This is a genomic window from Saccharothrix syringae, from assembly GCF_009498035.1.
Lineage (GTDB): Bacteria > Actinomycetota > Actinomycetes > Mycobacteriales > Pseudonocardiaceae > Actinosynnema > Actinosynnema syringae.
Window position 1 is genome coordinate 2,687,495 of sequence record NZ_CP034550.1, and the last position, 19,702, is coordinate 2,707,196.

The following is a 19,702-nucleotide window of genomic DNA, read 5'->3' on the forward strand; positions in this document are numbered from 1 at the left end:
TCAGTCCCCGAGGGGGTTGAGCAGGTCCGCCTTGCCCTCGAAGGCGAACAGGAGCAGGTCGGTCATCCGGAACGTCCGGTCGTCCGGGCCGAACGTCGGCCGCCACGAGGGCTGGCGCACGATCGAGGTGCGGCTGCCCTCGATCGACCGGTGGAACGTCTCGGCCACGATCCGGCCGCCCACCGGCCCGAGCAGGCCGTTGTTGGCCTCGGCCTCGCGCAGCACGTAGAACCACAGCGGGGTCGCGGCGGTCACCGCGTCCTTCTGCGCGTCGGTGAGCCCGTCGAGCACGGCGCCACCGTTGCCCACGAGGATCTGCTCGGCGGTCAGCGGTGGCACGCCGAACAGCTCCGCCATCTGCTGCCCGGAGGCCAGGCGGACCATGCCCGCCCGGGTCAGGTTGCGGAAGGCGAGGTTGCGCTGGATCTCGGTGAACTCGGTGCCGCGCCCGCCGAACGTGCCCGCCGGCAGCTGCGCCAGCGGGTCCACCAGCAGGGAGTCGATCCGCTTGGTCACGTTGCCGCCGTTCGGCGTCGGCGGCACCAGGTCCGGCCGGTCGACCTCGGTGAAGTCGTACAGCCTGCGGAAGTCGGCGATCCAGTTGGTGGGCAGCACGTCCACCGTGCCGGAGTTCGGGTCGTCCAGGTCCGGCAGCGTCGAGCCCGGGTCGAAGTTGCCCGAGGTCCCGGTGAACACGAACAGCAGGAACAGCGTGGCGATCCCGCCGGGGCCGTTGGTGTTGAACACCCGGTTCCACTGGTAGGCGCCCCGGACCTGGCTGTGCCCCAACCGGTACGCGGCCACCGAGAACTCCAGCGGCATCGTGGGGCGCAGCCCCCGGCCGGGCGCCTCGAAGAAGCGCCTGCCGTTGGTGAACACGTCGTCCACGATGGCCGGGTCGACGATCCGCGGCAGGAAGTCGTGCCGCAGCATCCACTGGTAGTGGCGCACGACCTCCTCGCGCGCCGCGGTGAACAGCCGCCGCCCGCTCAGGCCGCGCAGCGCCAGCTCGTCCACCACCCGGTTGTGGAACCTGATGAACGCCAGGTGCGTCTGGGCGACCACCAGGTTCTCGTCGTTGCGGGTGTCGGGGATCAGCGGTCGCCGCCGGTCGGCGCCCGTCGCGCCCGCCGCGCCGAACCGCGGCAGGTCGAACCCCTCCAGCGACACGTTGGTCCGCTCGTCGGGGAACGCGACGGGCGCGGTGGCGCCCACCTTGAGCTTGACCCCGTCGGCGGCGTAGAAAGCCCGGTCGTTGGGGTCGCCCGGCCCCCGCCCGTACACCGAGTCCAGGTCCAGCGCCGGCGACCGGCCCTGCACCAGGTCGTCGAGGTTGACGTCCTGCCCCAGCTGCGACTCGGTGCGGTCCATGGTCAGGTCGTGGTCGACGAACTGGCCGAGGTAGGTGAAGCCCGCCGGGATCGGCGGATTCGCGGAGTCCGGCTGCGGACCCGCCGCGGTCATGGCGGTGGCGAGGGCGATCCGGGTCTCCTCGTCGAGCGGGGTCCCCTCCGGCCCCAGGCGCGAGAAGCGGAACCGGCGCAACTCCTCCACCGTCATCGGTTGGCGCACGGTAGCCACCCCCGTGCGGTCGAACTCCAGCACTCCTTCGCCCACGACGAAGAAGCTGCTGGTGCCGTGCTTTCTCATGGACCCCCCTGGTCTGTTTCACACCTCCGGGTGAACCGGAGGCCAAGGCGAACACCCCCTGTGATCGCCCTGTACTCCACATGTACCAGGGTTCGTTGATCGGATACGTGGGTTTTCGGCGCCGGCGCCGGCCGCGTTAGTCCAGACGGCTTGGCAACCGGCAGGTCAGGGACTTCCGGCTTGGGGCGCGGGCGTCGGAGGTCTCAGGGAGGGCGCAGGCGGGGGTGGGTGATCGTTGATCCTGGGCGAAAACGTCCTGCGGTCCGAAGAGGACGGAGGATCGATCACACGGTGAGGATCACCGGCGCGGGCCCCGACGAGGTGCCTACCTGGTCGGTGAGCCGGTGGTGCCTTGAGCGGACCCCGGGGCGGAGGCGCGGCGCGCGGCGGCCGGGCGCAGGCGGTTCATCACCCCCATGTACGAGGCGGGGAACAGGCGCGCCAGCAGGTCGGGCACGACCGCGCTCGCCGCGATCAGCACGCGGCCCCGGCGCTTCTCCACGCCGGCCAGGATCTGCTCCGCCGCCTTGTCGGCGGGGTAGGTGAGGAGCTTCGCGAAGTTCGCCTTGCCCTCCTCGGCCTCGGCCCGGTCGACGCCCCGGGCCACGCGCGCGGTCTCGGCGATGCGGGTGCGGATGCCGCCCGGGTGGACGCAGGTCACGCCGACGCCCCGGTCGGCCAGCTCGTGCCGCAGCGCCTCGGTGAAGCCGCGCAGGGCGAACTTGCTGGCCGAGTACGCGGTCTGGCCGGGCGGGGCGATGAGGCCGAACAGGCTCGACACGTTGACCACGTGGCTGCCCGGGGACTCCAGCAGGCGGGGCAGCAGCAGGCGGGTGAGCGCCACGGGGGCGCGGAAGTTGACGTCCACCACCCAGTCGAACTCCTCGGCGGCGACCTGGTCGAAGGTGCCGCCCAGGGCGACGCCGGCGTTGTTGACCAGCAGGGTGACGCGCGGGTGCCGGGCCAGCAGGTCGGCGGCGACCGCGTCCAGGCCCGCCACGTCGGCCAGGTCCGCCACGACCCGGTCGACCGCGACGCCGCGGATGCGGCCGGCGACCTCGGCGAGCCGGTCGGCGTCCCGGTCGACCAGCACCAGGTCGCTGCCGCGCCGGGCCAGGCCGTACGCCATCTGCTCGCCCATGCCGCTGGCCGCGCCGGTGAGGACGGCGGTGCCGCCGGCGAACCGGTAGCGGGGGAGCTGGGACATGCGGCCTCCTCGGGGGCGGTGCTGGGAACCCGGTGCGGGGCCCAGTGTGGCGGATGCGCGACGGCCCGGCTTGACCCCGGGCGACAGGAATTTGACCACAGGCGACGCCGGCCTGGTCGACGCCGGCCTGGTCGACGCCGGCCTGGTCGACGCCGGCCTGGTCGGCACCGGCCTGGTCGGCACCGATTCGGGTGGCGTCACCCCGAGTGGTCTCGCGCTCGGTGATCTCGCGCCCGGCGACCGCACACCCGCGACCTCACCACCGGCGACCTCACACCCCGCCACCCCGCCCCCGGCGGCGGACGGCGCTCGGCGTGGTGCCCCACCACCGCCGGCAGCACCGGCTCAGCGCCGACTGCTCGGACAGCCCCAGCAGGCCGGCGACCTGGCTCATCGGCATCCTGGTGGTGGTCAGGTAGCGCTCGGCGGCCTCCCGGCGCACCTCGTCCAGCACCGCGGCGAACGTCGTCCCCTCGGAGGCCAGGCGGCGCTGCAGGGTGCGCGGGTGGAGGGTGACGAGCCGGGCGACCACGCCGACCTCCGGCGGCATCGTGCCGAGGGAGCGGGTGAGCACCGCGCGCACGCGGGCGGCCGTGCTCGCGTCCTCGCCGGGGCTCTGCTCGGCCAGGAACGCCAGTGCCAGCCGCCACGTGCGCTCGTCGCCGCCGGGCAGCGGTTCGTGCGCCAGGGCGCGCGGCAGCCGGAGCATCGGCGCCTCGCGTCCGATGTGGACGGCCGCCTGGAAGAACTCCTCGTACACCGACAGCGGCGCGGCGGGCGTGTGCGGCAGCTCCACCGAGCGCAGCCGGTAGCGGTCGCCGAGCAGGAAGCCGATGGAGCGGTGCAGGAAACCCAGGCCCAGGTCGACCGCCTGCGCCGGCACCGGCCGCACCGGCAGGCCGTAGCGCAGCGCGGCCACGTCCGGTGCGCCGTACGGGTCGTCGACCAGGGTCAGGCTCAGCGACCGGGCGTGCACGAACAGGTAGCGGGACGCGCACTCCAGCGCGTCCGCCACGGTCGGCGAGTTCTGGATGGCCAGCGCCAGCGGGCCCAGCATGCCGAAGTCCTGGCGGGCGGCGACCCGCAGGCCCAGGTCCGGGCAGCGCAGCCCCTCGGCGGCCAGCTCCAGCACGGCGGTCAGCGCGCGGTCGGGCACCAGCAGGTCGTCGACGTCCAGCGCGGCCGGCGGCAGGCCCGCCTCGCGGGCGTAGTCCTCGGCCCGGCCGCCCAGCTCGGCCACCGTCGCCCGGAACCCCCGCAGGCCCGCGGACCGGATCACCGTCATGTCGTCCAGGGTCAAATAGTTGTCGCCCCCGGTCAAGAGGCCGCCGACGGCGCGGACCACACTGGTGGCATGACCACTCCCGAGCACGTCGACGTCGTCATCGTGGGCGCCGGGCTGTCCGGCATCGGCGCGGCCCACCGCCTGCGCACCGGGTGCCCCGGCAAGTCCGTGGCGGTCCTGGAGGCGCGGGACTCGATGGGCGGCACGTGGGACCTGTTCCGGTACCCGGGCATCCGGTCGGACTCGGACATGTTCACGCTCGGGTACCCGTTCAAGCCCTGGCGCGACCCGAAGTCGATCGCCGACGGGCCGTCGATCCTGTCCTACATCCGGGAGACCGCCCGGGAGTCCGGCGTCGACCGGCTCGTGCGCTACCGGACCAGGGTGGTCGCCGCCGACTTCGACACCCGGACCTCGCGCTGGACGCTGACCGTGCACCGCCGCGACGAGTCCGGCGCGGTCGAGGAGGGCACGCTCACCTGCGGCTTCCTGTACTCGTGCACGGGTTACTACGACTACGAGCGCGGCTACGACCCGGTGTTCCCGGGCGTGGAGTCGTTCGGCGGCGAGGTGGTGCACCCGCAGTTCTGGCCCGAGGACCTGGACTACGCGGGCAAGCGCGTGGTGGTGATCGGCAGCGGGGCGACCGCGGTGACCCTGGTGCCCTCGATGGCCGAGACCGCCGCGCACGTGACCATGCTCCAGCGGTCGCCGACGTGGATCGGCCCGGTGCCCGGCCGGGACAAGGTCGCGGACCGGCTGCGCGAGCTGCTGCCCGCGCGCGTGGCGCACCGGCTGGCGCGCGGCAAGAACATCGCCTTCGGCGTGGCGTTCTACCAGTTCTGCCGCCGGTGGCCGCGGGCGGCGCGGCGGGTGCTGACCCGGCTGGCCGGGCGGGCGCTGGGCGACCCGGCGGCGGTGCGCGAGCACTTCACGCCCACCTACGACCCGTGGGACCAGCGGCTGTGCGCGGTGCCGGACTCGGACCTGTTCCGGGCCGTCAGGGCGGGGCGGGCGTCGGTGGTGACCGACCACGTCGACTCGTTCGTGCCCGAGGGCGTCCGGCTGCGCTCCGGGCGGGTGCTGCCCGCGGACGTCGTGGTCACCGCGACCGGGCTCCGGCTGCTGGCGCTGGGCGGGATCGCGCCGTCGGTGGACGGGCGCGAGGTCGTGCTGTCCGAGCAGTTCCTGTGGCGGGGCGCGATGATCACCGGGCTGCCGAACTTCGCGGTGTGCGTCGGCTACACCAACGCGTCGTGGACGCTGCGGGCCGACCTGACCTCGCGGCTGGTGTGCCGGGTGGTCGACTTCATGGACGAGCGGGGGTACGCGGCGGTGGTGCCGACGCCGGACCGGGCGCTCGACCCGCGGCCGATGCTGGACCTGGCGTCCGGGTACGTCCAGCGGTCGATCCACGCCTTCCCGCGGCAGGGGGACAGCGGGCCCTGGCGGGTGCGGCAGAACTACCCGCTCGACGCGGTGGCCACGCTGCGCGGCGACCTGGGCCGCCAGCTGACCGGCACGCCCCGGCGGCCGGTGCCGCTCGACCGGGTGCGGTGAGGTCGGATGCGGTGAGGTCGGGGGCGGTGGGCGCCCCCGGTCAGGCCCGGTAGCGCAGCCCGTCCACCACGAGGTCCAGCATGCCGTCGACCGGGCCGAGCTCGGCGGCCGCGGTGGCGATGCCGCTCACCGTGCCCAGCACGTCGGTCGGCACCACGTCGGCCCGGCCCATCGCGTCCAGCAGCCGGGCCATGGCGCCGGTGAGCAGCTCGCGGCTCTCCGAGTACGGGTCCGCGCCCGAGGCGATGACCGCGCGCAGCGCGTCCGCCATGCCGTGCTTGGTCGCCACGTACTCGACGAACCGGCCCAGCCACGCCCTGGTCGCCCGGTCCGGCGGCAGGGTCTCCAGCAGGCCGGGCACGGCGTCGCACAGCTTGCCCAGCTCGTTGCGGTAGACCGCCTCCACCAGCGCCTCGCGGGTGGGGAAGTGGCGGTACAGGGTGCCGATGCCCACGCCCGCGCGCTTGGCGATCGACTCCAGCGCCACGTCCGCGCCCTCGGCGGAGAACGCCTCCAGCGCGGTGGCCAGCAGGCGGTCGCGGTTGCGCTGGGCGTCGGCGCGCAGCGGACGCGGCACGTGTGCCTCCTTGTGACGTGGAACACCATGAAAAGCGGAGGAGCCTCCGGTTAACTGGGAGCTACCGGAGGGCCCTCCGCTTGAAGTGTACGGCTACCGAGCACACGGAGCAGACATGAGTGAGCGCATCACCACCCCGTTCGGCCGCGAGTCCACCGCGGCCGAGGTCGTGGCCGGGATCGACCTGACCGGTCGGCGCGCGATCGTCACCGGCGGTGCGTCGGGCATCGGCGTGGAGACGGCCCGGGCCCTGGCCGGGGCGGGCGCGGAGGTCACCCTGGCGGTGCGCGACACCGCCGCCGGGCAGCGGGTGGCCGACGACATCGGCGGCGACGTCCGGGTGGCCCGGCTCGACCTGGCCGACCGGGCGTCCGTGGCCGCCTTCGTCGCCGGCTGGGACGGGCCGCTGCACCTGCTGGTCAACAACGCGGGCGTGATGGCCGCGCCGGAGACCCGCACGCCGGAGGGCTGGGAGCTCCAGTTCGCCACCAACCACCTCGGGCACTTCGCGCTGACCCGGGGCCTGCACCGGTACCTGGCCGCCGAGGGCGCGCGGGTGGTGCAGGTCAGCTCCAGCGCCCACCTGATGTCCGGCGTCGTCTTCGACGACATCCACTACGAGCGCCGGCCCTACGACCCGTGGACGGCCTACGGGCAGAGCAAGACGGCGAACGTCCTGTTCGCCGTCGAGGCCGCCAAGCGGTGGGCCGCCGACGGGATCACCGCCAACGCCCTGATGCCCGGCGGGATCGCGACCAACCTCCAGCGGCACGTCAGCCAGGAGGACCTCGACCGCCTGCGCGCGCAGGCGAAGGACCGGGCGGGCGAGGAGTACCGGTGGAAGACGCCCGAGCAGGGTGCCGCCACCTCCGTGCTGCTGGCCACGTCCCCGCTGCTGGAGGGCGTCGGCGGCCGGTACTTCGAGGACTGCAACGAGGCCCTGCCCGCCGCCCCCGGCATCGCGACGAGCGGGGTCGCCGAGCACGCGCTCGACCCGGAGGCCGCGACCCGGCTGTGGGACGTCTCCGAGCGGCACCTCGGCCGCTGACGCCCGTGCCCGGCCGGTCACGGGGACCGGCCGGGGCTCAGGGCAGCTCCACCCCGGTCAGCTCCGCGCACACGGCCAGCAGGCGGTCCTGCACCGCCACGTCGTAGGCCGCCGGGTTGGCGCGCAGGTCCTGGCGCCACTTGAAGTAGCGGCCGGTGACGCGGGCGGCCGGGTCCTCGGCCAGGGCCAGCCACACCGGGGTGTCCGCGCCCCTGGGCAGCTCGTCGGGCGCGCCGGCCCCGCCCAGCTTGGTCTTGATCCAGCCGGGGTCCACCGCGTTGCTGAGGGTGTCCGGCCACCGCCGCGCCACCGCGAACGCCAGCACCACGTCCAGGAGCTTGGAGTCCGAGTAGGTCTGCATCCCGTTCCACGGCCCGCGCTCGTGCTGGAGGTCGTCGAAGTCCACCCGGCCCTGCGCCTCCAGCCCGGAGGTCAGGTAGACCAGGCGGGCCGGGCGCGGCATCAGGGCGGTGAGCAGGTAGGGCGCCAGGACGTTGACCTGGAACAGCAGCTCCAGGCCGTCCTCGGTGACCGACCGCCGGGGCAGGCCGGCGCCGAGGGCCGCGTTGTGGACCACCACGTCGAAGGCGCCTGCGGTGGTGCCCAGCTCCCGGGTCCGCGCCAGGGAGGACAGGTCGCCGACCAGCACGCCGTCGGCGGCGGGCACGGCGGCCAGCGCCTGGTCGGCCCGCTCGGCGTTCCGGGCGTGCAGCACGACGCGGTGGCCCAGGGCGGCCAGGGTCTTGGCGGTCTCCCGGCCGATGCCGTCGGCCGATCCCGTGATCAGAACGCTCACCATGGGCGGAGCGTACATGGGAGCGCTCCCAGACGCCTGCCGGTCAGTTGGGGGCGGCGAGCAGGTCCGCCGCCGGTGCCGCCCGGCGCGCTTGTCGCGTACTCCGGTCCCGGTACGCAGTCGGCGGCGCCGCCGTCCACGCGGCACCGGTTCCCGCGGCACCGGTTCCCGCAGCGGCGGGGCGAAACCCCGGAATCGGGCGCGAACACCGGCCCGGGGGGGCGTGGGTTGATCGTCACATCACGGGGTTTGGCCGGCCCCGCCCGGGCAACACACGGGCATGGCGAGCGTCTGGAAGGTGGCACCGGCCGCGCTGGTGCTGGGGTTGGGCGTCGGCGGGTTCGTCGACGGCATCGTGGCCCACCAGCTCCTGGGCTGGCACCACATGCTGTCCGGCTGGTACCCCGACGACCTGCACCTCAACATGCGCGGCGACGGGCTGTTCCACCTGCTGTGCCTGGTGCTCGTGCTGGTCGGCGTCGCCCGGCTCAACCGGACCGCGCCGCTGCCGGGCCGGGTGCTGTGGGGCGGCGTGCTGGCCGGCTGGGGCGTGTTCAACCTGGTGGAGGGCGTGGTGGACCACCTGGTGCTCGGTGTGCACCACGTCCGGTCGGGCCCGCGCGAACTGGCCTACGACCTCGGGTTCCTGGTCCTGGGCGCGGTGCTGGTCGGGGTGGGCGCGCTGCTGTCGCGCCGCACCGGTGCCCGCTCGTGAAGCGGCGCCTGCGCGCGGCCGCGGCCGAGGTGTTCGGGTGGCCGTCGCTGCGCGAGGAGCAGCTGGACGCGATGGAGCAGGTGCTGGCGGGGCGGGACGTGTTCGTCGTCATGCCCACCGGCGCGGGCAAGTCGGCGGTCTACCAGGTGCCCGGCGTGCTGCTGGACGGCCTGGTCGTGGTGGTGTCGCCGCTCATCGCGCTCCAGCGGGACCAGGTGGAGTCCCTGCGCGAGGCCGGCGCGCCGCCCGCGGTGCTGGTCAACTCCGCGCAGTCCGAAGAGGACACCGCCGCGGCGTGGGAGGCGGTGGCGAGCGGTGAGGCGCGCTACCTGTTCGTGTCACCGGAGCAGTTGGCCAAGCCCGAGGTGCTGGAGCGGCTGGGCAGGCCCGCGCTGTTCGTGGTGGACGAGGCGCACTGCGTCTCCGCGTGGGGCCACGACTTCCGGCCCGACTACCTGCGGCTGGGCGCCGCGGTCGAGCGGGTCGGCAGGCCGCCGGTGCTGGCGCTGACCGCCACCGCGGGCACCACCGTGCGCGAGGACGTGATCACCCACCTGGGGATGCGTGACCCGGTGGTGGTGGCGATCGGGTTCGACCGGCCCAACCTGTCGCTGGAGGTGCGGATGTTCGCCTCCGACGACGACAAGCGCCGCGCCCTGCTGGACTGGGTGCGCGAGGCGCCCCGACCCGGGCTGGTCTACGTGGCGACCCGCAAGGACGCCGCCCGGTACGCCGAGCAGCTGGGCGCGGAGCCGTTCCACGCGGGCATGAAGGCCGCCGAGCGGGAACGCGTGCAGGACGCGTTCATGGGCGGCGCGGCGGACCTCGTGGTGGCCACCTCCGCGTTCGGCATGGGCATCGACAAGCCGGACGTGCGGTTCGTCGCGCACGCGTCGGCGCCGGGTTCGCTGGACGCCTACTACCAGGAGATCGGGCGGGCCGGGCGCGACGGCGAGCCGGCCGACGCCGTGCTGTTCTACCGGCCGCAGGACCTGGGGCTCCAGCGGTTCCTCCAGTCGCGGCGCGTGGACCGGGACGACCTGCTGGCGCTGGCGGCGCACGTCGGCGAGCGGCCGGGGCTGCGGGTCACCGAGCTGGCGCGCGGGTTCGGCGGGTCGCGCCGCAGGGTCACCACCGGGGTCAACCTGCTGGAGCGGGTCGGCGCGCTGGTGGTGGAGAAGGCGCGGTTCCGGCTGGTGGCCGAGCCGGCGCGGGCCGCCGACCTCGCGGTGGAGGAGGCGGAGCGGCTGCAGCGGCTGGACAAGTCGCGCATCGAGGTGCTGCGGGCCTACGCCGAGACGCGGGCGTGCCGGCGCCAGCACCTGCTCGGCTACTTCGGCGAGGTGCTGGAGCGGGCGTGCGGCAACTGCGACACGTGCCGCAGCGGTGCCGCGGGCACCGGCATCTCGGCCAACCCCGAGTACCCGGCGCAGTCGCGCGTGCACCACGCCGAGTGGGGCGCCGGGACGGTGGTGCAGAGCGAGGCCGACCGGCTGACCGTGCTGTTCGAGGAGGTCGGCTACAAGACGCTGTCGCTGGAGGCGGTGCACGCGGCGGACGTGCTCGGCAGGCACCCCTGATCGTCCGGGGGACGGTCCCGCGACTCGTCGTGCGGGGGGTGGTGACCGTGGTTAACGTCTATTCGTGGTCGATGTTCTGGTGGTCGGCGCGGGCCTCGCGGGGCTGAGCGCGGCGCGGGTGCTGTCGGGTGCGGGTGTCGAGGTCGCGGTGGTGGAGGCCGGCGACGGGGTCGGCGGTCGGGTGCGCACGGACGTGGTCGACGGGGTGCGGTTCGACCGGGGTTTCCAGATCCTGCTGCCCGCCTACCCGGCGCTGGCGGCGGTGGACCTGGGCGCGTTGGACCTGCGGCACTTCCGGCCGGGGGTGTTCGTGCAGCGCGCCGGGCGGCACGACCTGCTGGCCGACCCGCGCGACGGCGTGCACGCGTGGCGCGGCGCGGTGACCCAGCGGGTGCTGGGGCCGCGGGACCTCGCCGTGCTGGCGAAGCTGTCCGTGCGCGACCTGGTCGGCCCGGTCCGGGCCATCACCGAGGGGCGGGACCGGACCACGCGCGCCGAGCTGGCCCGCCTCGGGTTCTCCGCGCGGGCGGTGGCGGGGGTGCTCCAGCCGTTCCTCGCCGGGGTGTTCCTGGAACCGGAGCTGACCACCTCGGCGCGGTTCTTCCACCTCGTGTGGCGCAGCTTCGCGCGCGGCGGCGCGGCCGTGCCCGCGTTCGGCATGGGCGAACTGCCCCGGCAGCTGGCGCGCGGCCTGGACGTGCGCCTGGGCACGAGGGTGGCCGGGCTCGTCGGGAACGGCGTGCGGTTGGCCGACGGCACGCGCGTGCGCGCCGACCACGTCGTGGTCGCCACCGACGGCACCACCGCCGACCGGCTGCTGCCGGGGCTCGGCGCGCCCGCCTGGAACGGCGTCACCACCTGGTACCTCCGCCCGCCGGTCGCGCCGCTGCGCGACCCGACCCTGGTGGTCGACGCCGACGCGGGCCCGGTGGTCAACACGGCGGTGCTCTCCGAGGTCGCGCCCGAGTACTCGCCGGGCGCGCCGCTGGTGCAGGCGTCGGTGCTCGGCGCGGCGACCGAGGACGAGGTGCGCGCGCACCTGTCCGTGCTGTACGGGAGGCCGACCCGCGACTGGGAGGTGCTGGCGCGCTACGAGGTGCCCCGGGCGCTGCCCGCCATGCCCGCGCCGCACCGGCTGCGCGCGCCGGTGCGGGTCGCGCCCCGCCGGTACGTGTGCGGCGACCACCGGGACACCAGCTCGATCCAGGGCGCGCTGGTGTCCGGTCGCCGCGCGGCGCGGGCAGTGCTGGAGGACATGGGGCTGCGGTCGCGCACGAGCCGCGCGGCCTAGGTCCGGTGGTCGGTGCGCGGCAGGCGCAACCACGCGTCCGGCGGACCGGTGACGGCGCGCGCGTCGGTCGGCCGCAGGCCGGCGTAGGCGCACGCGTACGCCGTCGCGTCGTGCCGGTACAGGTAGGACAGCAGCACCAGGTCGGCCGGTTCGCGCTCCAGCGGTTCGCCGCCGGGGTGCAGGTCCGACCCGACGACCTCGCCGTCGCGCGTGATGCTGCCCTGGTTGCCGCTCTTGGGGTTGGCGTAGACGCCGTAGCAGGTGGTGCCCGCGGACAGCGGGCGCGTCACGCCGGGCATCTGCGCGGCGTAGCCCCAGGGCTGGTGCAGGACGCAGCCGCCCGGGACGTCCGTGGCACCGACGACGTCCACCTCCTCGTCGTCCTCGTGGTCGCCTTCGAGCGTGGTGGCGCCCAACCGCCGCACCGCCTCGGCCACGTCGATGCCCGACACGCACGCCAGGCTGCCGCCCTCGTCGACGTAGTCGTCGTCCTGCAGCGCGGCACGCAGGCGCGGCGCCTCCGCGACCGCGGCGGCCTCCGCCCCGGTCAGGCCGGGCCCGCCGGGGAACAGGTCGGCGTGCGGCCCGGCCGCGGCGAGCCGACCGGGCGACCAACCGGACATCATGGGCCGCCACGGGTCCGCGCCCGCGGCGAGCAGCGCTTCGACGCAGTCGCGCCGGTCGAGGTACACCGCGAGCCACAGCGCGCTGCGGCCGTCCTCCAGCACGTCGACGTCACCGGTGATCCCGTCGACCCGCCCGTGCCTCACCGCGAGGTGCGGTGAGTTCGCGTTCACCGCGGGACGCCCGCGGTCTGCCGCAACCCGTCGAGCAGACCCGCCGCCGCCACCGACCACAGCACCGCCGCGCCGCCGAAGCCGGGGACCGCCCGCCACGCCCACTCCGCGCCCAGCGCGCCGAGCGCGGCGCCGACGACCGCCACGCCGCACAGCAGCCACGCCAGGGTGCGGAACCGGGTGGAGCCGAAGAGCCGGACGAACGGCAGGAAGTGCAGGCCCACCACCAGCAGCACCCACGCGGGCACGGCTTCGGGCAGGTCCAGGACCGACGACAGCACCCTGGAGCCGGCGAAGATCGCCACGAGCATGAGGGCCACCGCGATGCCGTAGCGCGGGCCGAAGGGGTTGGTGCCGCCGGGAGCCGGTGGCAGGGCCGCGCCGCGCCGGACGAGGCGGACGAACAACGTGCCGAGCGCTACGACCGCCACTACGCCGAGGACCAGCAGCGGCACGCGCGCGGCGGGGACCGAGCCCACCGCGGAGAACCACCACCCGGCGCCGAAGGCGGTGCCGATCGCCGACGAGATCACCAGTGTGATCGCCTGTTCCCTGCCCAAGCCGTCCCCCCGAAGTCACGTGGCCGGGCTGTATTCGACCACACGCGACCGCCGGTGGTGCACCACCACCGCCACCGTCGCGGCCAGGAACACCACCTGCAGCAGCGTGCGCGGCAGGAGCTGGTCGCCCAGCGAAGGCGACAAACCCTGCTGCGCCGCATAGACGTTGGCCGGGAACATCGCCACCAGCAGCACGCCCAACCCGGCCGCCGCCCACGGCGCGGTGCGCGCCCACAGCAGACCCGCCACCCCCGCCAGCTCCAGCACCCCGGTCACGGTGACCAGCAGCCCGGGTTCGGGCAGCGCCGGCGGCACCATGGCGATCAGCTCCTCGCGCATGCCGACGAAGTGCGCGCCGCCGGTCAGGGTGAACATCGCGGCCAGGCCGCCGCGCAGGGCGACCGACCAGTGCCGGCGCAGCAGCAGCAGGACCAGTGAGACCACGACCAGGGCGATGAACGGTGCCACGACTGCCTCCTCAGGAACTTGTCACCGACAAGATGCACCCGCGCACACAATCTTGTCAATGACTAGATAGGCTGTCGGCATGAGCCCGTACCACCACGGCGACCTGAGGCGGGCGGTGCTGGCCGCCGCCGTCGCCGCGATCACCGAGCACGGACCCGCCGCGGTCAGCCTGCGCGACCTGGCCCGCCGGGTCGGCGTCTCGCACGCCGGGCCGGTGCACCACTTCAAGGACAAGGCGGGGCTGCTCACCGCGCTGGCCGCGGAGGGCTTCGCACTGCTCGCGGACGCCCTGACGGCCACCCGCGAGGCCGGTGGCGACTTCCTCGACGCCGGGGTCGCCTACGTGCGCTTCGCCCTCGACCACCGGGCGCACTTCGAGGTCATGTTCCGCCCCGACCTCTACCACGCCGACGACGAGGCGGTGCGCGCCGCCGAGGCCCGCGCCCGCGAGGTCCTGGTCGCGGGCGCCGGGCAGACCGGCGCCGAGCCGGAGGTCGCCCGCGTCGCCGCCTGGTCCCTGGTGCACGGCTTCGCCACGCTGTGGAACACCGGCGCGCTGGCCCGCGCCGACCGGGACCCCGAGCAGCTCGCGCGGGCAGCCGCCCGCCTGCTGTTCTAGCCGATCCCCACGCCCACCGGCATGCCCGCCACGGCGTGCCCGGACGCGATCGCCAACGCCGCCGCGGCGGGCGGGTAGACCAGCTCGCCGAGCCCGCCCACCGGCGCCTCCGACGGCACCACCACGACGTCGACCTCCGGCACGTCGTCGATGCGCGCCCACGCGTAGTCGCGGAACGAGGACTGCACGACCTGCCCGTCCCGCACGGTGATCTGCGCGCCGAAGACGGTGGAGACCGCGTCCACCACGCCGCCCTCCACCTGCGCCCGCAGCCCGGACGGGTGCACCACCGGGCCCACGTCCACGGCCACCACGACCCGCTTCACCCCGCCGTCGGTGGAATCGGCCACCACGGCGGCCACCGAGCCGTAGTCCTCGTGGCACGCCACCCCGCGCGTGGCACCGGCCGGCGTCGCGCCCGCCCGCTCCGCCGCCGCGTCGAGGGCCCGCCGCAGCCGCGACCCGGCGGGCAGCACCCGGCGGCGCAGCTCGACCTGGTCCAGGCCGGCCCGCCGCGCCAACGCGCCGAGGAACACCTCCTCCGCGTACTGGAAGTGCCCGGCGTAGACCGCGCGCCACAGGCCGGTGCGCAGCGGCGCGGGCCGCACCACCACGTCCACCGGGCCGGGCACGGCGTAGCGGAACTGGTCGCCGCTGCGCTTGACGAACTCGGGCGTGCCCAAAAACGGTCCCAGCGCGCTCAACGGCCAGGTGGCCACCGCGTGCGAGCGCCAGGTGGGCACGCCGGCGTCGTCGACCACCGCGGCCAGCCGGTGCACCGACATCGGCCGGTACGAGTCGTGCCGCACGTCGTCCTCGCGGGTCCACAGCACGGTCACCGGCGCGCCCGCCGCGCGCGAGCAGGCCACGGCCTCCAGCACCACGTCGTTGTCGGCGCGCCGGCCGAACGAGCCGCCGGTCAGCGCGGTCTCCACCCGCACGTCCGCCTCGGCCAGGCCGAACCGGCGGGCCAGGTCGGCGCGCAGGCCGCCGGGGTCCTGCGTGGGCGCCCACACGTCCAGCCCCGTCGCGGACAGCCGCGCGGTGGCGTTCATCGGTTCCATCGGCGCGTGCGCGAGCAGCGGCAGCCGGTAGGTCGCCTCGAACGCCACCGGGCCGGGCGCCGCGGCGGGCGGGGGCAGCGCGGCCTCCAGCTCGGCCAGCCAGACCCGGCTGTCCGCGGTCGGCGTGCCGTCGCGCCACGTCACGCGCAGCGCCTCGCGACCGCGCAGCGCCTCCGGCATCGACCGCGCGACGACCGCCACGCCGCCCTGTCCCGCCGTTCCCGGCTCCAGGGCGGTCACCGCGACCACGCCGGGCACCGCGCGTGCCGCGGCGTCGTCGACCGCGTCGACCCGCGCGCCGATCCACGGCGGCCGGAGCACGACCGCGACCAGCGCGCCGCGCGGCCGGTTGTCGATGCCGTAGCGGGCCCGGCCGGTCACCACGTCCTTGACGTCCACGCGGCCCGTGCGGGTCCTGCCCAGCACCCGCCACCGCTCCGGCGGCACCAGGGTCACCGGCACGGTGGCCGGGTCGAGCGCCGCCGCGTCCCGCACCAGCGCCGCGTACGGCAGCCGCCTGCCCCGGTGGAGGACCGCGCCGTCCCGGGCGGTGCACTCGTCGACCGGCACGCCCCAGCGCCGCGCGGCCGCGGTCACCAGCAGGCAGCGGGCCGTGGCGCCGGCGGTGCGCATGGGCTCCCACAGCGTCCGCACCGACAGCGAGTTGCCCACGAACTGCGACCCGTAGGCGGGGTCGCCGGGCGCCTGCACCACGGACACGTGGTTCGGGTCGACGGCCAGCTCCTCGGCCACCAGCAGCGCGACCACCGTGCGCACGCCCTGCCCGGAGTCCGGCTTCGGCGCGGTCACGGTGACCCGGCCGTGCTCGTCGAGCGCCACGAACACGTTGGGGGCGAGGGAGGTCGAACCCGACGCCGATCCCGGCAGCACCAGCGGCGCGGACACGACCAGCACGCCGCCCAGGAACGCCCGCCGGTTGATCACCGCGCACCCCGCGCCAGCCGGGCCGCGCGGCGCACGGCCGCCCGGATCCGCGAGTACGTGCCGCAGCGGCACACGTTGTCCCGCAGCGCCTCGTCGATCTCCGCGTCGTCCGGGTCGGGGTTGCGCGACAGCAGCGCCACCGCCGCCATGATCTGCCCCGGCTGGCAGTAGCCGCACTGCGCGACGTCCAGGTGCACCCACGCCAGCTGCACCGGGTGGTCGCCGTCCTCGGACAACCCCTCGACCGTGGTGATCCGCTTGTCCTCCACCTGCGCCACCGGCACCACGCACGGCCGCACGGCCTGACCGTCCACAAGGGACGTGCACGCACCGCACGCGCCGACGCCGCAGCCGTACTTGGGCCCCAGCACGCCCAGCTGCTCGCGCAGCACCCACAGCAGCGGCGTGTCCCCCGGGACCTCCACGGACCGCACCCCGCCGTTGACGCGCAACCGGAATCGCCCCACGGTGGCCTCCTCGCCGTCCGCCCGCAGGACCCATCGTGGCGCTCCGGGACGCATTCGGCAACGATGGACCCGGACAGGCGAAACTATTGCGCCGCGAGCCTGCGCGGCGCCCCGCAGGACTCCCGGACGGTCAGGCTCGGCCACAGGGCCACCCGGTGGACCGGGCGGTCCAGCGGATCGGCCACCCGGGCCAGCGCGAGCTGCGCCGCCAGCGCGCCGAGCCGGTGCTTGCGCGGCCGCACCGCGGTCAGCGGCGGGTCCGACGCCGCGGCCACCTCGTCGTCGTAGGACACCACGGCCAGCTCGGCGGGCACGCCCACGCCGCGGTCGCGGGCGCGTTCCACCAGTCCGATGGCCTCGCGGTCGGCGTGCACCAGCAGGGCGCGCACGCCCGAGCGCGCGCACCCGTCCAGCACCTCGTCGCACGCCGCCGCCCAGCCCGCCGCCCCGTAGGGCGGCACCTCGACCACCGGCGCCTGCCGCAGGTCCAGCGACGCCACCGCCGCCGCCCACCCGGCCCGGATCGCCGCCCCGTGCGGGCTCGGCCGGGACAGCACCAGGCCCACGCCGCGGTGGCCCAGGGTGGCCAGGTGCCGCACGGCCAGGCCCGCGCCCAGCGCGTGGTCGGTGACCGCGGCGTCCAGGCCGATCGCGGGCAGCTCCGGCGGCGGCACCCGCTCGATCAGCACCACCGGCACGGGCAGCCCGCCCAGCCAGCGCAGCAGCTCCAGGCCCGCCGGGCCGTCGGTGCTGGGCGCGACCAGCAGCGCCTGCACGCCCCGGTCCAGCAGCTTCACCACCTGCCGCCGGTCCTCCGCGGCGTGGTAGCACGAGGTGCGCAGCGCCAGCCGGCCACCGCCGCCCGCGGCCGCGGCCTGCGCGCCCTGGATGACGGCCGGCCAGTAGTACTCGTCCGACGGCGCGACCATGCCGATCAGGGTGTGGCCCGGCGCCGACCGCCCGACCGGCGGTTCGCCGTGGCGCGGCATGGTGATGCCGCCGTGCACCCGGGCGACCAGGCCGCGGTCGGCCAGCGCGGTGACGTCCCGGCGCACCGTCACGGCCGTGACGCCGAGCCGGTCGACCAGGTCGGCCACCCGGACCACGCCGTGCTCGCGGACCGCCGCCAGGATCAGTTCACGCCGCTGCGCCGCCAGCCTCATCGTCGGTTCCGATCGACTGCGATCGTTGCTGTTCGTTTCGTTGACCTTGGAGTCTGCCACGGGCTGGAGTGGGGATCACCACTCCAGCAGGGGGACCGGCGATGACGCTGCACTCTCGACGCACCGTGCTGCGCGCGCTGGCCGCTACGCCACTCGTGGCGGCCTGCTCCGCCCAAGGGGCCCCGACCGGTGCCACCACGGTGGAGGTCTGGTCGTGGCTGACCGGGATGGACCGGTACGCGGAGGCGTTCAACGCGGCCCAGCGCGAGGTGTTCGTCGAGTTCCGGGCGCTGGAGGCGGGCCTGTCCGGCGGCTACGCCCGGCAGGCCAACGCGATCCGCGCCCGCAACGCGCCCGACGTGCTGCACCTGGAGTACCGGGCGCTGCCCCAGCTGCTGGCCACCGGCGGCCTGCGCGACCTGACCGCCGACCTCGCCGACCTGGGGCCCGCCTACCCGCCCGCGGTGTGGCGGGACGTGCGCCCGGACGGCCGCACCCGCGCCGTGCCGGTGGACCTCGCGCCGATGGTCTTCTACCACCGGGAGGACCTGTTCGACCGGCACGGCATCCCGGTCCCGCGCACCTGGGCCGAGTTCGGCGACGCCGCGCGGGCGGTCCGGGCCGCGGACCGCGAGGCGCGCATCACCACGTTCCCGCTCGGCGACGGCTCGTTCTTCGCGGGCGTGTGCCGGCAGGCGGGCGACCCGTGGTGGACCCGCGAGGGCGACGCCTGGCGGGTCGACGTCGACGGCGGGGGCACCCTGCGCACCGCCGCCCACTGGCAGGCCCTGATCGACGACGACCTGGTGGCCACCGTCGACCACGGCACCGGGGACTGGCGCGCGGCCCTGCGCGACGGGCGGCTGTGGGGCCTGCTCGACGGCCCGGCCGGCGCCGACGCGCTCGACCCGGCCGACGCCCGGCGGTGGGCCGTCACGGCCATGCCCACCTGGGACGGCGTGCCCGCCGCCGGCGACCGGGGCGGCAGCGCGTTCGCGGTGTCGGCGGCCAGCCGGGTGCCCGACGCGGCCGTGCGGTTCCTGCGGTGGCTGGCCACCGACCCGGCGGTGCCGCGCCTGGGCGCGGCGGTCACCACGCCGTTCCCGGCGCACCCGGACAGCCGCCGGGTGGCCCGGGAGGCGTACCGGGGCGACCACTTCGTCGGCGAGCCGGTCTACGACGTGCTCGACGAGGCCGCGCGGCGGGTGCCCGACTGGACGTGGGGCCCGAACGCGCTGCGGTTGTTCGCCGACCTCGCCGACCGGTTCGCCGGGGTCCGGCCGGGCACCACCACGCTGGTCGAGGCGGTGCGGCGGGCGCAGGTCGACGCGGTGGCGGACCTGCGGTCGCGCGGCCTGGTGGTGCGGGAGGGCGCCGCGTGAGCGCTCACCGGTTCCCACCCCCGAGGAGTTCACCATGATCGCGCGCGGGACGCTGCTCGCCGCGTCTGCGGGCCCCGCGCGCGCCGACGCCACCGTCGGCGTCGACCCGGCGGCCGACCAGGGCGCGTGGGAGGGCTGCCACGTCGACGCCGCCACCAGGGGGTTGGTGCGCCAGGTCAACGTGCACGGCTACCAGGGCCCGGGCGGCAGGCGCGACCCGCTGGCCGACGACGTGCGCGCGGCGGGCGAGGTGGAGAACAGGCTGTACGTGCCGGCCCGGTTCACCCGCCACACCCGCCCCGGCACGCGGGTCCTCGGCACCGGCGTTGACCACGCCGCCGCCCACGACCCCGACGCCCGCCGGCTGGTCGTGGTGGCGGTCAACACCGGCGCGGCGCAGGACCTGCCCTTCGACCCGTCCCGGTTCGGCCGGGTGGCCGGCAGGCGGGTCACCGCGCCGTTCGCGGCGGGCCGGGTGCGGACGATCCAGGTGCGGACGATCCAGGTCGACGGGGTGGTGCGGTGAGT

19 protein-coding genes are annotated in these 19,702 nt (G+C 75.6%); 8 read left to right on the top strand and 11 right to left on the bottom strand.

Features of this window, described 5'->3' with window-relative positions:
- The 3 genes from EKG83_RS12560 to EKG83_RS12570 all read right to left on the bottom strand — a co-directional run bounded on the left by EKG83_RS12560 (position 1) and on the right by EKG83_RS12570 (position 4,142).
- Complete coding sequence (locus tag EKG83_RS12560; RefSeq protein WP_033427256.1) at positions 1-1,650, bottom strand: peroxidase family protein; 1,650 nt, start codon at positions 1,648-1,650, stop codon at positions 1-3.
- Between the two features lie 325 nt (positions 1,651-1,975).
- The gene (locus EKG83_RS12565; RefSeq protein ID WP_033427257.1) at positions 1,976-2,857 is read right to left on the bottom strand and encodes an SDR family NAD(P)-dependent oxidoreductase; all 882 of its coding nucleotides are present in this window, start codon (positions 2,855-2,857) and stop codon (positions 1,976-1,978) included.
- A gap of 271 nt (positions 2,858-3,128) precedes the next feature.
- A complete protein-coding gene (locus EKG83_RS12570) occupies positions 3,129-4,142 on the bottom strand; it encodes an AraC family transcriptional regulator (RefSeq protein WP_033427376.1) in 1,014 nt (337 codons plus the stop codon).
- Between the two features lie 69 nt (positions 4,143-4,211).
- On the opposite strand from EKG83_RS12570, the gene EKG83_RS12575 reads away from it, so the two are divergent.
- A complete protein-coding gene (locus tag EKG83_RS12575) occupies positions 4,212-5,702 on the top strand; it encodes a flavin-containing monooxygenase (protein ID WP_033427258.1) in 1,491 nt (496 codons plus the stop codon).
- A gap of 40 nt (positions 5,703-5,742) precedes the next feature.
- On the opposite strand, the gene EKG83_RS12580 is transcribed toward EKG83_RS12575, so the two are convergent.
- Positions 5,743-6,279, bottom strand: coding sequence for a TetR/AcrR family transcriptional regulator (locus EKG83_RS12580; RefSeq protein ID WP_033427259.1), 537 nt, complete (start codon positions 6,277-6,279; stop codon positions 5,743-5,745).
- Positions 6,280-6,394: 115 nt separating this feature from the next.
- Between EKG83_RS12580 and EKG83_RS12585 the strand changes: the two genes are divergently transcribed.
- Complete coding sequence (locus EKG83_RS12585; RefSeq protein ID WP_033427260.1) at positions 6,395-7,327, top strand: SDR family NAD(P)-dependent oxidoreductase; 933 nt, start codon at positions 6,395-6,397, stop codon at positions 7,325-7,327.
- A gap of 37 nt (positions 7,328-7,364) precedes the next feature.
- Here the strand turns inward: EKG83_RS12585 and EKG83_RS12590 are convergent, their stop codons facing one another.
- Complete coding sequence (locus EKG83_RS12590) at positions 7,365-8,126, bottom strand: SDR family NAD(P)-dependent oxidoreductase (RefSeq protein WP_033427261.1); 762 nt, start codon at positions 8,124-8,126, stop codon at positions 7,365-7,367.
- A gap of 277 nt (positions 8,127-8,403) precedes the next feature.
- Here EKG83_RS12590 and EKG83_RS47655 point away from each other — a divergent pair, with 277 nt between their 5' ends.
- From EKG83_RS47655 to EKG83_RS12600, 3 genes are all read left to right on the top strand, one after another.
- The gene (locus EKG83_RS47655; protein ID WP_033427262.1) at positions 8,404-8,838 is read left to right on the top strand and encodes a DUF2243 domain-containing protein; all 435 of its coding nucleotides are present in this window, start codon (positions 8,404-8,406) and stop codon (positions 8,836-8,838) included.
- Positions 8,835-10,418 carry a RecQ family ATP-dependent DNA helicase gene (locus tag EKG83_RS12595; RefSeq protein WP_033427263.1) on the top strand — a complete coding sequence of 528 codons (1,584 nt, stop codon included), beginning with the start codon at positions 8,835-8,837 and terminating at the stop codon, positions 10,416-10,418. Before EKG83_RS47655 ends, EKG83_RS12595 begins: the two co-directional genes overlap by 4 nt.
- A 64-nt stretch (positions 10,419-10,482) precedes the next feature.
- A complete protein-coding gene (locus EKG83_RS12600) occupies positions 10,483-11,709 on the top strand; it encodes an NAD(P)/FAD-dependent oxidoreductase (RefSeq protein WP_033427264.1) in 1,227 nt (408 codons plus the stop codon).
- Here the strand turns inward: EKG83_RS12600 and EKG83_RS12605 are convergent.
- Genes EKG83_RS12605 through EKG83_RS12615 form a run of 3 tightly spaced genes read right to left on the bottom strand, consistent with a single transcriptional unit; the run spans position 11,706 to position 13,534 of the window.
- Positions 11,706-12,479 (bottom strand): ankyrin repeat domain-containing protein, encoded by a 774-nt coding sequence (locus EKG83_RS12605; protein ID WP_228122588.1) that lies wholly within the window; start codon positions 12,477-12,479, stop codon positions 11,706-11,708. The two genes, EKG83_RS12600 and EKG83_RS12605, sit on opposite strands and share 4 nt — an antisense overlap.
- 23 nt (positions 12,480-12,502) lie before the next feature.
- On the bottom strand, positions 12,503-13,066 hold the full coding sequence (locus EKG83_RS12610; RefSeq protein WP_033427265.1) for a hypothetical protein: 564 nt from the start codon (positions 13,064-13,066) through the stop codon (positions 12,503-12,505).
- A 15-nt stretch (positions 13,067-13,081) separates the two neighbouring features.
- Entirely contained in the window at positions 13,082-13,534 is a 453-nt protein-coding gene (locus EKG83_RS12615; protein WP_033427266.1) for a DoxX family protein, read from the bottom strand.
- Between the two features lie 79 nt (positions 13,535-13,613).
- Here EKG83_RS12615 and EKG83_RS12620 point away from each other — a divergent pair, with 79 nt between their 5' ends.
- A complete protein-coding gene (locus EKG83_RS12620) occupies positions 13,614-14,153 on the top strand; it encodes a TetR/AcrR family transcriptional regulator (RefSeq protein ID WP_033427267.1) in 540 nt (179 codons plus the stop codon).
- Here EKG83_RS12620 and EKG83_RS12625 read toward each other — a convergent pair.
- From EKG83_RS12625 to EKG83_RS12635, 3 genes are all read right to left on the bottom strand, one after another.
- The gene (locus EKG83_RS12625; protein ID WP_033427378.1) at positions 14,150-16,162 is read right to left on the bottom strand and encodes a xanthine dehydrogenase family protein molybdopterin-binding subunit; all 2,013 of its coding nucleotides are present in this window, start codon (positions 16,160-16,162) and stop codon (positions 14,150-14,152) included. The two genes, EKG83_RS12620 and EKG83_RS12625, sit on opposite strands and share 4 nt — an antisense overlap.
- Positions 16,159-16,629 carry a (2Fe-2S)-binding protein gene (locus tag EKG83_RS12630; RefSeq protein ID WP_033427268.1) on the bottom strand — a complete coding sequence of 157 codons (471 nt, stop codon included), beginning with the start codon at positions 16,627-16,629 and terminating at the stop codon, positions 16,159-16,161. Before EKG83_RS12630 ends, EKG83_RS12625 begins: the two co-directional genes overlap by 4 nt.
- A gap of 83 nt (positions 16,630-16,712) precedes the next feature.
- Entirely contained in the window at positions 16,713-17,792 is a 1,080-nt protein-coding gene (locus tag EKG83_RS12635; protein ID WP_033427269.1) for a substrate-binding domain-containing protein, read from the bottom strand.
- A 101-nt stretch (positions 17,793-17,893) separates the two neighbouring features.
- On the opposite strand from EKG83_RS12635, the gene EKG83_RS12640 reads away from it, so the two are divergent.
- Both EKG83_RS12640 and EKG83_RS46835 read left to right on the top strand, forming a co-directional pair.
- A complete protein-coding gene (locus tag EKG83_RS12640) occupies positions 17,894-19,174 on the top strand; it encodes an ABC transporter substrate-binding protein (protein WP_033427270.1) in 1,281 nt (426 codons plus the stop codon).
- Positions 19,175-19,208: 34 nt separating this feature from the next.
- Positions 19,209-19,700 (top strand): hypothetical protein, encoded by a 492-nt coding sequence (locus EKG83_RS46835; RefSeq protein ID WP_033427271.1) that lies wholly within the window; start codon positions 19,209-19,211, stop codon positions 19,698-19,700.
- Positions 19,701-19,702 lie beyond the last annotated feature (2 nt).

Bases quoted from the DNA above. Each gene is read 5' to 3' on its own strand.
- EKG83_RS12585 (WP_033427260.1), top strand. From the start codon at position 6,395: ATGAGTGAGCGCATCACCACCCCGTTCGGCCGCGAGTCCACCGCGGCC.
- EKG83_RS12640 (WP_033427270.1), top strand. From the start codon at position 17,894: ATGACGCTGCACTCTCGACGCACCGTGCTGCGCGCGCTGGCCGCTACG.
- EKG83_RS12620 (WP_033427267.1), top strand. From the start codon at position 13,614: ATGAGCCCGTACCACCACGGCGACCTGAGGCGGGCGGTGCTGGCCGCC.
- EKG83_RS12635 (WP_033427269.1), bottom strand. From the start codon at position 17,792: ATGAGGCTGGCGGCGCAGCGGCGTGAACTGATCCTGGCGGCGGTCCGC.
- EKG83_RS12570 (WP_033427376.1), bottom strand. From the start codon at position 4,142: ATGACGGTGATCCGGTCCGCGGGCCTGCGGGGGTTCCGGGCGACGGTG.
- EKG83_RS12560 (WP_033427256.1), bottom strand. From the start codon at position 1,650: ATGAGAAAGCACGGCACCAGCAGCTTCTTCGTCGTGGGCGAAGGAGTG.
- EKG83_RS47655 (WP_033427262.1), top strand. From the start codon at position 8,404: ATGGCGAGCGTCTGGAAGGTGGCACCGGCCGCGCTGGTGCTGGGGTTG.
- EKG83_RS12565 (WP_033427257.1), bottom strand. From the start codon at position 2,857: ATGTCCCAGCTCCCCCGCTACCGGTTCGCCGGCGGCACCGCCGTCCTC.
- EKG83_RS12590 (WP_033427261.1), bottom strand. From the start codon at position 8,126: ATGGTGAGCGTTCTGATCACGGGATCGGCCGACGGCATCGGCCGGGAG.
- EKG83_RS46835 (WP_033427271.1), top strand. From the start codon at position 19,209: ATGATCGCGCGCGGGACGCTGCTCGCCGCGTCTGCGGGCCCCGCGCGC.
- EKG83_RS12575 (WP_033427258.1), top strand. From the start codon at position 4,212: ATGACCACTCCCGAGCACGTCGACGTCGTCATCGTGGGCGCCGGGCTG.